This window comes from Bordetella genomosp. 13, assembly GCF_007679965.1.
Lineage (GTDB): Bacteria > Pseudomonadota > Gammaproteobacteria > Burkholderiales > Burkholderiaceae_B > Bordetella.
On record NZ_VEHL01000006.1, the window covers coordinates 324,778 to 338,948 of the forward strand.

Annotated in this window: 12 protein-coding genes; 11 read left to right on the forward strand and 1 reads right to left on the reverse strand. The window is 68.4% G+C overall.

The genetic code is table 11. The features are described from left to right. Nucleotide 1 precedes the first annotated feature (1 nt). The 9 genes from FS845_RS16720 (at nucleotide 2) to FS845_RS16760 (ending at nucleotide 11,267) form a co-directional block, all read left to right on the forward strand. Nucleotides 2-817, forward strand: a complete 816-nt coding sequence (locus FS845_RS16720) for a CoxG family protein (protein WP_144637298.1) — start codon at nucleotides 2-4, stop codon at nucleotides 815-817. Continuing rightward, nucleotides 817-1,680, forward strand: a complete 864-nt coding sequence (locus FS845_RS16725; RefSeq protein WP_144637300.1) for an FAD binding domain-containing protein — start codon at nucleotides 817-819, stop codon at nucleotides 1,678-1,680. The genes FS845_RS16720 and FS845_RS16725 overlap by 1 nt, the downstream gene beginning before the upstream one ends. Next, nucleotides 1,677-2,177 (forward strand): (2Fe-2S)-binding protein, encoded by a 501-nt coding sequence (locus tag FS845_RS16730; protein ID WP_260986313.1) that lies wholly within the window; start codon nucleotides 1,677-1,679, stop codon nucleotides 2,175-2,177. The genes FS845_RS16725 and FS845_RS16730 overlap by 4 nt, the downstream gene beginning before the upstream one ends. A gap of 8 nt (nucleotides 2,178-2,185) precedes the next feature. Then, the gene (locus FS845_RS16735; protein WP_144637302.1) at nucleotides 2,186-3,406 is read left to right on the forward strand and encodes an FAD-dependent oxidoreductase; all 1,221 of its coding nucleotides are present in this window, start codon (nucleotides 2,186-2,188) and stop codon (nucleotides 3,404-3,406) included. A 4-nt stretch (nucleotides 3,407-3,410) separates the two neighbouring features. Beyond that, nucleotides 3,411-4,118 (forward strand): isochorismatase family protein, encoded by a 708-nt coding sequence (locus tag FS845_RS16740; protein WP_144637304.1) that lies wholly within the window; start codon nucleotides 3,411-3,413, stop codon nucleotides 4,116-4,118. 200 nt (nucleotides 4,119-4,318) lie between these two features. Continuing rightward, nucleotides 4,319-5,404 (forward strand): UDP-glucose 4-epimerase GalE, encoded by a 1,086-nt coding sequence (gene galE / locus FS845_RS16745; protein ID WP_144637306.1) that lies wholly within the window; start codon nucleotides 4,319-4,321, stop codon nucleotides 5,402-5,404. Nucleotides 5,405-5,913: 509 nt separating this feature from the next. After that, on the forward strand, nucleotides 5,914-8,310 hold the full coding sequence (gene glf, locus FS845_RS26915; RefSeq protein ID WP_222129997.1) for a UDP-galactopyranose mutase: 2,397 nt from the start codon (nucleotides 5,914-5,916) through the stop codon (nucleotides 8,308-8,310). 9 nt (nucleotides 8,311-8,319) lie between these two features. After that, complete coding sequence (locus FS845_RS16755) at nucleotides 8,320-9,483, forward strand: beta-glucosidase (RefSeq protein WP_144637308.1); 1,164 nt, start codon at nucleotides 8,320-8,322, stop codon at nucleotides 9,481-9,483. A 2-nt stretch (nucleotides 9,484-9,485) separates the two neighbouring features. After that, on the forward strand, nucleotides 9,486-11,267 hold the full coding sequence (locus tag FS845_RS16760) for an ABC transporter ATP-binding protein (RefSeq protein WP_144637310.1): 1,782 nt from the start codon (nucleotides 9,486-9,488) through the stop codon (nucleotides 11,265-11,267). Nucleotides 11,268-11,303: 36 nt separating this feature from the next. Here FS845_RS16760 and FS845_RS16765 read toward each other — a convergent pair whose 3' ends face one another. After that, nucleotides 11,304-11,729: an HIT family protein gene (locus FS845_RS16765; RefSeq protein WP_144637312.1), complete on the reverse strand. Its 426-nt coding sequence runs from the start codon at nucleotides 11,727-11,729 to the stop codon at nucleotides 11,304-11,306. Nucleotides 11,730-11,812: 83 nt separating this feature from the next. On the opposite strand from FS845_RS16765, the gene cutA reads away from it, so the two are divergent. Beyond that, entirely contained in the window at nucleotides 11,813-12,157 is a 345-nt protein-coding gene (gene cutA, locus FS845_RS16770) for a divalent-cation tolerance protein CutA (RefSeq protein ID WP_144637314.1), read from the forward strand. A 9-nt stretch (nucleotides 12,158-12,166) separates the two neighbouring features. Further along, nucleotides 12,167-14,134 carry a protein-disulfide reductase DsbD gene (gene dsbD, locus FS845_RS16775; RefSeq protein ID WP_144637316.1) on the forward strand — a complete coding sequence of 656 codons (1,968 nt, stop codon included), beginning with the start codon at nucleotides 12,167-12,169 and terminating at the stop codon, nucleotides 14,132-14,134. The last annotated feature ends 37 nt before the right edge of the window (nucleotides 14,135-14,171 follow it).

Below are 14,171 nucleotides of genomic sequence, written 5' to 3' on the forward strand. Positions count from 1 at the left end.
CATGGACTTCAAAATCGACGCACTACTACCCGCCACCGCATCGCAGCTCTGGGCGATCTTCTTCGACGTAAAGCGGGTGGCCACGCTGATTCCCGGCTGCGAGGACGTCGTGGAAGTGGAGAAGCTCGAGGTGTTCTCCGCCGTGATGCGGCAGAAGATCGGGCCCTTCAAGCTGGAGGTGCCGACGCGCATCACCATCGATTCCTATGATCTCGAACGCCAGGTCTCGCTGCGGGCGCTTGGCAGCGACAAGGCCACGGGCACCACCATCGACGTGGCCATGGCGGTCCAGCTGGAGGAACAGCGCGACGGCGAAGCGGTTCAGTGCAAGCTGGATGTCGTGGCCAGCATGCAGGTCGCGGGCCGGCTGGCCTCCCTGGGCTACCCGATCGTGCGCAAGCGGTCGGAGCAGCTGTTCGCCGAATTCGAGGCGCGCCTGCGGGCCGAACTGGCGGCGATGGATGGCACGCAGGCGCCTGCGCATGAATCCAGGCCAGCGCACGGCCCCGCGCCGCTTGCCCAGGCCGCGGCGAAGGCCGCGCCGCCGCTTCCCGCCGGCGGCGGAGCCGCCGTGCCATCCGTGGCCCCGCAACCGCGCGAGGCACTGCAAGCTCCACCGCCGCGTGCCGCACCGGCCGGACGCGCATCCGGCAGCGGCGCGGTCGAACTGGTATTCCTGTGGCCCCGGCTGGGCATCAACGTGGCCGTTGCCGTCGGCGTCGCCCATGGCGCCGTGGCGTTCGGCCAATCGGCCTGGTGGTGGCTGGCCGCGCCATTGCTGGGCGCGGCCGCCAGCCTGGGAAGGCGGGGAAGCTGATGCGTGCTCGGAAATTCGTTCTCCATCGGCCGGCCAGTCTTGGCGAAGCCCTTGCCCTGAAAGCGGAACATGGCGACGCCGCCACGTTCCACGCGGGCGGGACGGAGCTGTTGGTGGCCTTGAAGGCCCACGTCCTGCAATACGACCACGTGATCGACCTCAAGCAGATCGCGCAGTTGCGGGGCGTGCGACGCAGAAGCGACGGCACCATCTCCATCGGCGCGTTGACCACGCACGACACGATCGCCAATGACCCGATCGTGCGTGAGTCGCTGCCCGGCTATGCCGAGCTGAGCGAACACGTCGCGAATATCCGCGTGCGGATTGCCGGCACACTGGGAGGCGTGCTCTGCTTTGCCGAGCCCCATGCCGACGCGCCCACCATGCTTTGTGCGCTGGACGCCTGGGTGGTCCTGGCGGGTCCCACGGGAGAACGCGAGGTTCCCTCCCGGGATTTCCAGCTCGGGGAATTCGCGACTTGCCGCGAAGACGACGAAATTCTGGCGTCGATCGAGATCGCGCCCCCGTCTTCCGGAACGCGGTCCGCCTACCGGGCCTTCGGGCATACCGAGCGGCCGGCGGTCGGCGTCGCCGCCGTCTGGTCGACGGACAATCCGCAACGCCTCAGCCTCTGGGCAGGCGCGTTATCGGCCATGCCCGGCCGGCTGCAGCGCGCGGAAGAGGCGGCCGCCGAGCTCCCTGCGGATCTTGCGCCCCAGCAGACATGGGAGCGGCTGCGAGAGGCGGTCGCGGCGGATGCCGACGCGATCGATACCCATGACGACCTGCACGGAGGCGCGGACTACAAGCGCCATCTCGTGTCCGTCCTTGCCGAACGAGCCATCAGGGCGTGCCTGCCATGAGCGAGACCAAAAGCGATATTCCCATGATGCGTGTCGATTTCAAGCTCAATGGCGCACCGGCCAGCCTCGAGGTCGAGCCGTGCGACATGCTGATAGACGTGCTGCGCGACCGCCTGAATCTCAAGGGCACCAAGCGGTCCTGCGACGTGCAGGTCTGCGGCGCCTGCACGGTGCTCGTCGACGGCAATCCCGCCTCCAGCTGCACGACGCTGTGCGCCGACGTGCACGACCGGGCCGTGACGACCATCGAAGGCGTGGCGCAAGGAAAGCGGCTGGACCCCGTGCAGAAGGCGTTCATCGCACACGGCGCCCTGCAATGCGGGTTCTGCACTCCCGGGATGATCCTCGCCGTCAAGGCCATGTTGGCCCGGCACGAGACGCCGTCGGAAGACATGGTGCGCCACTACCTGCGCGGCAACGTCTGCCGGTGTACCGGCTACGTGAAGATTCTCGAGGCCATCATGGACCTCATCCACAACCCATCCCATTACCAATAGAGGCATGAATGTCTGAATCCAAGAGTACTCGCCCCGGCCCCCACGTGGTCGTCGCAGGTGCGGGCATGGGGGGCCTGACCCTTGCGCTCGCCCTGCTGAAGAAAGGCTTTGACGTGGACGTCTATGAGCAGTCCGCGGAACTGCGCGAGGTCGGCGCGGGATTGTGGATCTCGGCCAACGGCGCGAAAGTCATGGCGGCGCTAGGCCTGAAGGCGCAGCTCGAACGCATCAACCTGCCGCCGCGGGATCGGCTGATCCGATACTGGAGAACCGGGGAGGGACTGTCGGTGTACAACCGCGGGCCCGACGCGTCGAAGGCAGACCATACGCTGATCCAGGTCCTGCGGGCGGAACTGCAGCGCGTCCTGTATGAGGCGGTCATCGCCATCAAGCCGGACGCGGTGCATTTCGGCGTGCGGTCGGTGGGCGCCGATACGGTAGACGGACGCGCGCGACTGCTTCTGGACGACGGAAGCCATGTCGAGGGCGACGTGGTGGTCGGCTGCGACGGCGCGCATTCCCGGGTGCGCCAGTCGTTGTTCGGCCCCGCACCGGCGCGCTACACCGGCGCGCTGGCCTGGCGCGGCCTGGCGCCGATGAGCAGGCTCAAGCCGCAGCATCGTGAGCCCCTGGCTTCGACTTGGGTGGGGCCGACGGCGCACGTCACGACCTATCCGGTGCAGCGCAATGGCGAAATGTTCGTCAGCTTTTCCGCACAGGTCGACAGTGACACTTGGCATACCGAGTCCTGGTCCGAGAAGGGCGATCTGGGCGAGGCGTTGCAGGACTTCGCGGGCTGGCACCAGGACATCATCGACCTGTTCACCGGATCGGAGAACCTGTTCCGCTGGGGGCTGTTCGTGCGCGATCCGCTGGATGCCTGGTCCAAGGGCCGGGTCACCCTGGTGGGCGACGCGTGCCATTCCATGACGCCCTACCTGGGCATGGGCGTGAACCTGACCATGGAGGATGCGTTCGTGCTTGCGCGCTGCCTGGAGCAGGGCGTGCACGACATTCCAGGTGCATTGGAGAAGTACGAGCACGCCCGGATCGAACGCGCGAATCGCACGAAGGCCGAGTCCCTGAATATGTTCGGTATTTTCCATAGTCCGGACCTGCAGGAAAGCGATACGGCCTGGCCTTACATCCGCAAGCAGTGGTCAGCGCAGGCGATTCGCGAACGCTACGACTGGCTGTTGCAGTACGACGCCACCTCCGTGGAGCTGTGAAATCATGACAGAAGCACTTGTACACCGCCCGCGCCCCTGGGACGGAGTCGTTCCCGAGGAAGAACTCGAACTTTATCGCAAGGCCGGCTGGGGAGCGCCGACCGGCATCGGCCGCCGCCCGGCGCTGCTGGTCATCGACGTCCAGTACCGGTCGATGGGCTACGAGCCGCTGCCCATCGACCAGGCTATCGAGACCATGCCCACCAGTTGCGGGGAATATGGCTGGCGCGCCGTACCGCACATCGCGCGGCTGCTGGCCGAGTTCCGCGGGCGCGGCGCGCCCGTCCTGTATCCCCACGTGGCGCCGAAGCGGGCGCATGACCGGGGGCAGTTCGAAGCCAAGGTTCCTGGCGTGATGGACGTGTCCGCGCGCGACTACGACTTCGTTGCCGAGGTCGGTCCGCAGGAGGGCGACATCCTCATTCCCAAGCATCAGGCCAGCGCATTCCACGGCACCGCGCTGGCAAGCTACCTGGTCGGCCTGGGCGTGGACAGCGTCGTGGTGACGGGCTGCACCACCAGCGGCTGCGTGAGGGCCACCGTGGTGGATGCCTGCGCGCTGAACTACAAGGTAGTCGTGCCGCAGGACGCCGTCTACGATCGCTCGCAGATATCGCATGCCGTGAACCTGTTCGACATGGCGAGCAAGTACGCGGACGTCATGCCTTCGTCCGAGCTTCTGATATTGCTGCAAGCTGGCGGACGCAACTAGCGTCACCGGGCCAGGACGCCATCGCGGCGTCCTCGGCCATAAGGACTCCACCTTACGTCCGATCGTCTCCAACCTCCTGGCGATAGTGCTCGCGACGGTGGCGTGTGAACATCATCGCACCCATTCTGCCGGCTCGTTTCACAGGAAAGAGCCGGAGCCCCCGTCTCGCTGCGATCGGCGACCGGGCCGCGGAGGAGTTCATGGCGAGTACGCTGCTGGTCACCGGCGGAGCCGGTTATATCGGATCGCACATCCTGGTGGCATTGGCCGAGGCGGGATACCGCTGCGTGGTCCTGGACAACCTGAGCAACGGCCATCGCGTGGCGGTGGAGCGGGCCGCGCAACTGACGGGCTCGCCCATGTCGCTGATCGAGGGCGACGTGCGCGACAAGCGGACGCTGCATGCCCTGTTCCGGTCCCAGTCCCGCATGGGCGCGCCCATCGATGGGGTGATCCACCTGGCGGGCTGCAAGGCGGTAGCGGAATCCGTTTCCGATCCGCTCATGTACTACGACGTGAATGTCTGCGGCACCGCCACGTTGGTTCAGGCCATGCGCGCGCATGGCGTGCGGCGGTTCGTGTTCAGCTCGTCCGCGACGGTGTATGGCGCCGCGCAGCGCATGCCCGTGATGGAGCATCACGCGGTGTGCCCCGCCAACCCGTACGGACGCACCAAGCTGTTCATCGAGGAATTGCTGCGCGACGTCGGCGCGGCCGACCCGTCGTTCAGCGCGATCAACCTGCGCTATTTCAATCCCATCGGCGCGCACCCCAGCGGGTGCCTGGGCGAGTCGCCGCACGGCATTCCCGCCAATGTCTTTCCTTTCATCACGCAGGTTGCGATGGGCGTGCGACCGCATCTGGCCATCTTCGGCGACGACTACGACACCCGTGACGGCACCGGCGTGCGCGACTACCTGCACGTCATGGACCTGGCAGATGGCCACGTGAAGGCGCTGCAGTATGCGCAGGCACACGCCGGTGTGCTCACCGTGAACCTGGGCACCGGGCAGGGCGTCAGCGTGTACGAGCTGGTGCGCGCGTTCGAGCATGCCAGCGGACAGCGCATCGCCGTGCGCGTTTCGCCGCGTCGGGCGGGCGACGTGTCGGCGATCTGGGCCAATGCCGACCTGGCCGAGCAGACGCTTGGATGGAAGGCCCGGCGATCCCTGGAAGAGATGTGCGTCGATGGCTGGCGCTGGCAACGGCAGAACCCTGCGGGGTACGACGCCGCGCCGACATCCCGCGTGCTGCAGAGAGTCTCGGCACGCAGCATGGCAGGTTGAGCGAGCATCATGACGGCCGCTTTCCACGGTGGAAGGCCGGCGTAAACGCCATGGAATTGCGCCATGCGAAGGCGCTCGTCCGGTGACGCGCAACGCACTAACGATACGGATCAGCGATATTGCGTTGCGGCGCGTGACGTCGCGCGCGTCGCGTCGCGGCATGCAAGCCGCCGACGCGTTATGCAAGAAGCATCGGCAAATCTGACGGATACGCGCAAATCTGGCGCACAAGCGTATCTGATACGCCCCCTCGGCAACGATGGATCCGTGCATCGCCACACGATGGGAACGGTGCTTGCGCTTCCGTTGCCGGGCAGGAGAGGTAGCGGATTCCCAGCCCACTGTCTCAGTGCAAGCTTCGGAGAATCCCATGCAAAGTTCCCTCCTGGTCACAGGCGGCGCCGGTCCTGTCGGCGCGCGGGTGATCGTCCTACTGGTCGATGCTGGCCACTGGCGCGCAGTGCGAGATCGCCAATTCCGCGCGCAAGACTTCTACCCGAGAGGCCGCAATGAAACGATCCGCCCCTGACAGCAAAGGCCTGGACCATGCCGCGGGCGGGCGCAATGGGCTCGCGCCTCGCGACTGGCTGACCCGCCGCCGGCCCGCCATCATCTGCTTCTCGCACTTGCGATGGGATTTCGTCTACCAGCGGCCGCAGCACCTGATGTCGCGCTTTGCGCGGGACCTGCCGGTGTACTACCTCGAAGAGCCTATCCGCGAAGCCGAGCACCAGCCGAGGCTGGAGGAAAGGATCAGGCTGGACGGGGTGCACGTGGTCGTGCCCCACCTCGGCGCGCAGCGCACCGAGCGGGAAGCGGAACAGGACCAGAAGGCATTGCTGGACGAACTGCTGGATCGCGAGCAGATCGAGACGCCGGTGCTCTGGTACTACACGCCCATGAGCATGGCCTTCTCGGCGCACGTGCCCGCCGGCCTGGTGGTGTACGACTGCATGGACGAGCTGTCCGCCTTCATGGGCGCGCCGCCCGAGATGATCGAACGCGAACGCAGGCTGCTGGCGCGCGCGGACGTGGTCTTCACCGGAGGCTACAGCCTGTACGAATCGAAGCGCGCGCTGCATCCGAACGTGCACCCGTATCCCAGCAGCGTGGACGTGGCGCACTTCAAGCGGGCACGCGCCCACGTGGCGCAACCGCCCGACCAGCGCGGCATAGGCCGTCCCCGCATCGGCTTCTATGGCGTGTTGGACGAGCGCCTCGATCGGGACCTGGTCGCGAAGGTGGCGGCGCTGCGTCCCGACTGGCACCTCGTGCTGGTGGGCCCCGTGGTGAAGATCGACCCGGCGAAGCTGCCGCAGGCGCCGAACATCCACTATCTGGGCGCCAAGCGCTACGACGAACTACCGGCATACCTGGCTGGTTGGGAGGTCGCGCTCATGCCGTTCGCGTTGAACGAGTCCACACGCTACATCAGCCCCACCAAGACGCCCGAATATCTGGCGGGCGGCCGACCGGTGGTGTCCACGCCCATCGTGGACGTCGTGCGGACCTATGGCCACAGCGGGCTGGTGCGCGTCGCGGAAACGGCCGACGCGTTCGTGCAAGCCGTGGAAGAGGCTCTGGCCGAGATGGCGGACCCCGCCGAGGTCGCGGCGAGCGCCGACGAGATCCTGGGCAGCATGTCGTGGGAACGCACGTGGCAGGGCATGCGCAACGCGATGAACCAGGCGCGCGACGCACGGTCCGCGCGGCCCGCCGCGCAGAATGGCGGACGGCCTCTGGCTCCGCCGGCCACGCCGGTGGCCGAACGCTACGACTATCTCATCGTGGGGGCCGGTTTCGCGGGCAGCGTCCTGGCGGAACGGCTGGCCGCGTCATCCGGCAAGCGCGTGCTGGTGATCGACAAACGCGCGCACGTGGCGGGCAATGCCTACGACCACGATAACGAGCACGGCATCCTGGTGCACCGCTATGGTCCGCACATTTTCCATACCAATTCCGACAAGGTGGTCCAGTACCTGTCACGGTTCACGCAGTGGCGGCCGTACGAGCATCGGGTCCTGGCCCACGTCGACGGCAAGCTGGTGCCGATGCCGGTCAATCTCGCCACGCTGGGCGCCCTGTATGGCCGGACGTTCGATCCCGAGCAGGCGCGCCGCTTCCTGGCCGCGCGCGCCGAGGCCGTCGCCGACGTCCAGACCTCGGAAGACGTGGTGGTGTCGCAGATCGGCCGCGAGCTGTACGAGAAATTCTTCCGCGGATACACCCGCAAGCAGTGGGGACTGGATCCTTCGCAGCTCGATCGCTCGGTGGCGGCACGCGTGCCGGCGCGGATGTCGCTCGACGACCGCTACTTCACCGACAGCTTCCAGCAGATGCCGGCCGAGGGGTACACGCGGATGTTCGAGAAGATGCTGGAGCATCCGAACATCGAAGTCATGCTGAACACCGAATTCAGCCAGGTGCGTGATCGCGTGCGCTTCGACAAGCTGATCTACACCGGTCCCATCGACGAGTACTTCGGCCATCGCTTCGGGCGACTGCCTTATCGGTCGCTGCAGTTCCGGCACGAGACGCTGGACCAGCCCTGGCTGCAGCCGGTGGGGGTGGTCAACTATCCGTCCGAAGATGTGCCGCATACGCGCATCACCGAGTACAAGCACCTGACGGGCCAGCAGCATCCGAAGACCGCGGTGACCTACGAGATCCCATCGGCCCAGGGCGATCCCTACTATCCGATTCCGCGGCCCGGGAACATGGAGCTCTTCAAGCGCTACCAGGCCCTGGCGGACGCCCAGCCGGACGTGTATTTCGTCGGCCGGCTGGCCACCTACCGCTACTACAACATGGACCAGGTCGTGGCCCAGGCGCTGGCCACGTATGCCGTGATCATGCAGGACGAGCGCGCCGGGCCGCGCGCGTCCGCGGACCTGGCCGCGGCCTAGGAGACGGCAGTGCTGACGCCGTTCCGCAGCTTCCTGCAGGGCGGGTTCGAGTGTTCGTGCCACAGGATGCCCGACGGGCGCAGGCTCGACCTGCTGGACAGCACCGGGCATGCGCGTCATGCCGCGCAGGATTACGCGGCCCTGGCCGGACACGGCCTGCACACCGTGCGCGACGGCATGCGGTGGCATCGCATCGGCTGCGTGCCGGGCCGCTACGACTGGTCCAGCCTGCTGCCCATGCTGCGCGCGGCGGGCGCCCACGGCACGCAGGTCATCTGGGACCTGTGCCATTACGGATGGCCGCAGTGGCTGGACATCTGGAGCCCGCGGTTCGTCGACGAGTTCGGCCGGTTCGCCGCCGCGGCCGCGCAAGTAGTGCGTGACGAACTGCCGGGCGTGCCGTTCTATTGCCCGGTGAACGAGATCTCCTACTGGTCGTGGGCAGGCGGGGAGGTGCAGCATTTCGGACCTACGACGAGCGGACGCGGCGAGGAGTTGAAGCGCCAGCTCGTGCGGGCCACATTGCGCGCGATCGATGCGATTGCCGAGGTCGATGGCCGCGCGCGCTTCGTGCTGGCCGATCCCGCGATTCACGTGCACGCGGTCGACGACGCCACGCAAGATGCCGCGGCGGCGCTCAGTGCCACGCAGTTCCAGGCGTGGGACATGATCTGCGGCATGGTCGAGCCCGAACTGGGCGGCGAGCCGCGGTATCTGGACATCGTGGGCGTGAACTATTATCCCCACAACCAGTGGTTATTCGCGGGCCCGACCGTTTCCCGCCATGACCCCCGCTATCGACCTCTACGCGAGATGCTGCTGCAGATCGCGCGGCGCTACGATCGTACCGTCCTGCTGTCCGAGACGGGGGCCGAAGGCGCGGATCGCGCGCCCTGGCTGCGGTACGTGGCGGACGAGGTCGCGCATGCCCAGCAGGCGGGGGCACAGGTTGCCGGCATCTGCCTCTATCCCGTGACCGACTATCCGGGCTGGGGCGACGACCGCCATTGCCCGACCGGGTTGCTGGGCCTGCCGTGGGCCGACGGCAGCCGCCCCGTCTGCCAGCCGCTGGCCTGGGAGCTGCGGCGACAGCGCAACAGGTTCGCCGGGCCCCATGTCGCGCCCGCGTGGGCGTCGGGCCTTGACGCCCACGCGCAAGCCCACGGAGATTGATCATGGCATCTGTCCTGTCCGGCGCGATCCCCGCGCGGCCCACGGTGTTCCTGTGGCGCTACGTGCGGGCGCGCCCATGGAGTTTCGGCACGCTGGCGGCCGTGATCGTGGCGGCGGGCAGCTGCGCCGTGACCGTGCAGTACGGCATGAAGCTGATCGTGGACGCGATGGCTTCCGCCGACCGGCAGGCGGCGGCGGTCTGGACACCCCTGACGTTCTTCCTGGGCCTGATCGCCGTCGAGTCGGTGTTGTGGCGCTGCGGCGGCTGGCTGGGCTGCCGCGCCATCGTGTCGGCGTGCGCCGACATGCGCGTCGACCTGTTCGCGCACCTGAGCAACCATCCGATGCGGTATTTCCACCAGCATCACTCGGGTGCGCTGGGCAATCGCATCTCGACCACCGCGGCATCGGCGGGTGCCATCTTCGGTGCGCTGACGTGGTCCATCGTGCCGCCGTGCGTGGACTTCATCGGCGCCATCGTGGTGCTCACGCTGGTGGATTGGCACATGGCGGTGGCGCTGCTGGCGTTCGTGGTGGTGGTGGCCGTGGTCATCGTCGGCTTCGGCGTGCGCGGGCGGCGCCTGCACCAGGCCTATGGCGAGCAGTCGGCGCGCGTGGGCGGCGAGATCGTCGACGCCATCTCGAACATCTGGGCAGTGCAGGCCTTCTCCGCGCAGCAGCGCGAACGGGCGCGCCTGGAGCGCGAACTGGGGCTGGAAGCGCGCGCCCAGCGCAAGAGCTGGATGTACGTGGAGAAGGCGCGGGTCATCCACGACGTCTTCCTGTGGGTGATGGCCGGGTCCATGCTGGCGTGGGCCCTGTGGTCCTGGCGGCGGGGCGCGGCCAGCCCGGGCGACGTGGTCGTGGTCAGCGCGCTGACGTTCCGCATCCTGCATGGCTCGCGCGACCTGGCGCTGGCCCTGGTGGGGACCGCCCAGCATTTCGGCGTCATCGCGGAAATGCTGTCGGTGGTCGCGCCGCCGCACGGCGCCCCGGACCTGCCGCACGCCAGGCCGCTGGCCGTGCGCGCGGGCAGCATCGAACTGCGGCACGTGCGCTATCGCTATCCCGACGGACACCTCGCGCTGGATGGCCTGAACCTGATGGTGGCCGCGGGCCAGAAGGTCGGCATCGTGGGCGCGTCCGGCGCCGGCAAGTCGACCCTGCTGTCGGTGCTGCAGCGCGCCGACGTGCTGGAAGAGGGCTGCATCCTGATCGACGGACAGCCCATCCGGGACGTCACGCACGACAGCCTGCGTGCCGCCGTGGCCGTCGTGCCGCAGGACATCAGCCTGTTCCGGCGGACCGTGATGGAGAACATCCGCTACGGCCGGCCCGACGCGAGCGACGCCGAGGTGGAGCGGGCGGCACGCCTGGCGCACTGCGACGAATTCATCGAGGGCCTGAGCCAGGGTTACCAGACGATGGTGGGAGAGCGGGGCGCCGCGCTGTCCGGCGGCCAGCGGCAGCGCATCGGGATCGCGCGCGCCTTCCTGAAGGACGCCCCCATCCTGCTGCTGGACGAGGCCACGTCGGCGCTGGACAGCCATTCCGAGGAACTGGTCAAGCAGGCGCTGGTTCAGCTGATGCGCCATCGCACCGTGCTGGCGGCTGCCCACCGGCTGTCGACGCTGTCCCAGTACGACCGCATCGTGGTCCTGTCGGAAGGACGGATCGTGGAGGACGGTCCGCTGCCTTCGCTGCTGCAATCGGGCGGCATGTTCCGCCGCCTGTGGGACCTGCAGGCCGGCCAGGCCATCGGACTGGCGCAGGCGGCGGGGTAGGCGAGACGGTGGGCGCGGGCCCGCGTCCGGCGCGCGCTAAGCCTGGCGCAGCGCCTGCGCCGTCTCCGCCAGCACCCGCGCGTCGGCCTGCGGCGGCATGACGAAGGTCAGGTCGCGCTGCGCGATGTACTGGGTCGACGTGACGTCCTGCGGATCGTGCATCGGGATCACGTGCGCATGGGCGTGCGCCACGTGGATGCCGGTATAGGCGAAGGCCACGCGCGGCACGCCGTACAGCTGCTTCATGCGGCGCGCCAGGCGCTGTCCCAACGCGAGCGAGCGCGCCGCCGTATCGGGCGGCAGGTCCTCGAAATACGCATGGTGCGCGCGCGGGATGATCAGTACGTGCCCCTGGCGCACCGGGTGGATGTCCAGGAAGGCCAGCAATTCTTCGTCTTCGTGCACGACGTGAGCAGGGATCTCTCGCCGCGCGATGCGGCAGAATAGGCAATCGTCCGACATGCGGGGTCTCTCCGGGCGAGGGTGGGCCGAATCGATAAAATACTCCCGGCGGTCCATGGCGGACCGATTTTTCCGGAGCCTGCATGCTGCGCGACGACGATCCGGTGCTTGTCCTCAGCAACGCGCCCGACCTGTTGCTGGCCAAGCGCATCGCCCACCTCCTGGTCGAGGACGGCCTGGCCGCCTGCGTGAACCTTGGCGTGCCGGCGCTGTCCGTATATCGCTGGCAGGGCGAGATCGAGGGCGCCGAGGAAATCCCGCTGTCGATCAAGACCACCTGGGCCCGCCAGCAGGACGTGGTGCGGGCGCTGGCGCGGCTGCACCCCTACGAGGTGCCCGAGATCATCGTGGTGCCCGTCGTGGGTGGCCTGGCGTCGTATCTGGACTGGATACGCGAACAGGCCCGCCCCCCGGCAGACGCGCAATAAGAGAACTCCATGCGGCAGCAAGCAGCGCTTTCCATCGGCCCCTCCCACGCAGCGCGCCTGGGCGCCTGGGCGTTCCTGTGCCTGCTGGCGCTGTGCGCGTTGCTTGCCGGCCGCCACGCAACGGCCGCCACCGAGGCCGATTTCCTCGATCCCGAAAAAGCCTTCGTCTTCAGCGCCGCCATGACGGCGCCCGACACGCTCGAGCTGCACTACAAGGTCGCGCCGGGCTACTACATGTACCGCGAGCGTTTCGCGCTGGCCGCCGATCCGGCGCAGCCCGTAGTGCTGGGCGATCCCGTCTATCCGCAGGGCGAGGTCAAGCACGATCCCACCTTCGACAAGGACATGGAGGTCTATCACCGCGACCTGGCCATCCGGGTGCCGCTGGCGGCCGGTGCCCAGGGTCCGCTCACCGTCACCGTCACCAGCCAGGGCTGTGCCGACGCGGGCCTGTGCTATCCGCCCATGGACCATGCGGTAAAGCTGGTGGCCGCGGGCGCGGGATATGCCCTGGAAGGCCAGAAAGCCCCGCTGGCGGGCTCCGCGCCCTCGGGGCAGGGGGCAGGCTCGGGCAGCGACTCGCAGGGCTTCCAGGGGGGCCTGTCGCAGGCGCCTTCGACCGGTGTCTCGTCTGACACCAGCCTGGGCTCCCTGCTGCAGGCCGGCGACGTCGGCCTGGCGGGTGCGCTCGGCGGCCTGGGCTGGCTCAAGACCGCGGGGGTGTTCCTGCTGCTGGGCCTGCTCTTGGCTTTCACGCCCTGCGTGCTGCCCATGATTCCCATTCTGTCCTCGGTGGTGCTGGGCGGCGCGCAGCGGCCGTCGCGCTGGCGCGGGCTGGGCCTGGCGGCGGCCTACGTGCTGGGCATGTCGGTGGTCTACACGGCGCTGGGCGTGGCCGCGGGCCTGAGCGGCGCCGGCCTGGCCGCCTGGCTGCAGACGCCGTGGGTGCTGGGATTCTTCGCGCTGCTGCTGGCCGTGCTGGCCCTGGCCATGTTCGACGCCTTCACGTTCCAGATGCCGTCGGGGGTGCAGGCCCGGCTGGCGGAGCGTTCCAACCGCATTCCCGGCGGGCGCGTCACGGGGGCGGTGCTGATGGGCGCCGTGTCCGCGCTGATCGTCGGGCCCTGCGTGGCCGCGCCGCTGGCCGGCGCGCTGCTGTACATCTCGCAGACGGGCGACGTCGTGCTGGGCGGATCGGCGTTGTTCGCGCTGGCCTGGGGCATGGGCGTGCCCTTGCTGCTGGTGGGCGCGTCGGCCGGCACCCTGCTGCCGCGCACCGGTCCCTGGATGGAAGGCGTCAAGCGCCTGTTCGGCATGCTGCTGCTGGCCACGGCCTGGTGGATGGTCATTCCCATCGTGCCCACGTGGGCGCAGATGCTGGGCTGGGCCCTGCTGGCCGTCGTGGGGGCGGTGATGCTGCGCGCCTTCGACGCGCTGCCCCCAGGCGCGGGCGCGGCCCGCATGTTCGGCAAGGGCCTGGGGCTGCTGTTGGCGTTGGCCGCCGCGGCGTGGCTGGTGGGCGCCGTCAGCGGCGGGCGCGACGTGCTGCAGCCGTTGGCGCACCTGGCCGCGCGCGAGACCTCCGGCAGCGGGGCGCCGGGCGCGGCCACGGTGGCCGAAGCCCGGTTCCAGCGCGTGCGCAACAACGCCGAACTTGATGCGCTGCTGGCCCGCAGCACGCAGCCCGTCATGCTGGATTTCTATGCCGACTGGTGTGTCTCGTGCAAAGAGATGGAACGCTTCACCTTCACCGACCCGCAGGTCGCCGCGCGCATGGCCGGCATGCTGCTGGTGCAGGCGGACGTCACGCAGAACAACGCCGACGACCGCGCGCTGCTCAAGCGCTTCCGCCTGTTCGGCCCGCCGGGCATCATGTTCTTCGCGCCGGGCGGACGCGAGCTGACCGAGGCGCGCGTCATCGGCTTCCAGGACGCGCGCCGTTTCGCGGCCACGCTGGAGAAAGTGGGCGCGCTCTGATGCCGGGGCAAGGGGCGCCCGACCCAGGCGCTTCGGC

Coding starts and splice junctions, on each gene's coding strand:
- FS845_RS16720 (WP_144637298.1), top strand. CDS start 2: ATGGACTTCAAAATCGACGCACTACTACCCGCCACCGCATCGCAGCTC.
- FS845_RS16725 (WP_144637300.1), top strand. CDS start 817: ATGCGTGCTCGGAAATTCGTTCTCCATCGGCCGGCCAGTCTTGGCGAA.
- FS845_RS16730 (WP_260986313.1), top strand. CDS start 1,677: ATGAGCGAGACCAAAAGCGATATTCCCATGATGCGTGTCGATTTCAAG.
- FS845_RS16735 (WP_144637302.1), top strand. CDS start 2,186: ATGTCTGAATCCAAGAGTACTCGCCCCGGCCCCCACGTGGTCGTCGCA.
- FS845_RS16740 (WP_144637304.1), top strand. CDS start 3,411: ATGACAGAAGCACTTGTACACCGCCCGCGCCCCTGGGACGGAGTCGTT.
- galE (WP_144637306.1), top strand. CDS start 4,319: ATGGCGAGTACGCTGCTGGTCACCGGCGGAGCCGGTTATATCGGATCG.
- glf (WP_222129997.1), top strand. CDS start 5,914: ATGAAACGATCCGCCCCTGACAGCAAAGGCCTGGACCATGCCGCGGGC.
- FS845_RS16760 (WP_144637310.1), top strand. CDS start 9,486: ATGGCATCTGTCCTGTCCGGCGCGATCCCCGCGCGGCCCACGGTGTTC.
- FS845_RS16765 (WP_144637312.1), bottom strand. CDS start 11,729: ATGTCGGACGATTGCCTATTCTGCCGCATCGCGCGGCGAGAGATCCCT.
- cutA (WP_144637314.1), top strand. CDS start 11,813: ATGCTGCGCGACGACGATCCGGTGCTTGTCCTCAGCAACGCGCCCGAC.
- dsbD (WP_144637316.1), top strand. CDS start 12,167: ATGCGGCAGCAAGCAGCGCTTTCCATCGGCCCCTCCCACGCAGCGCGC.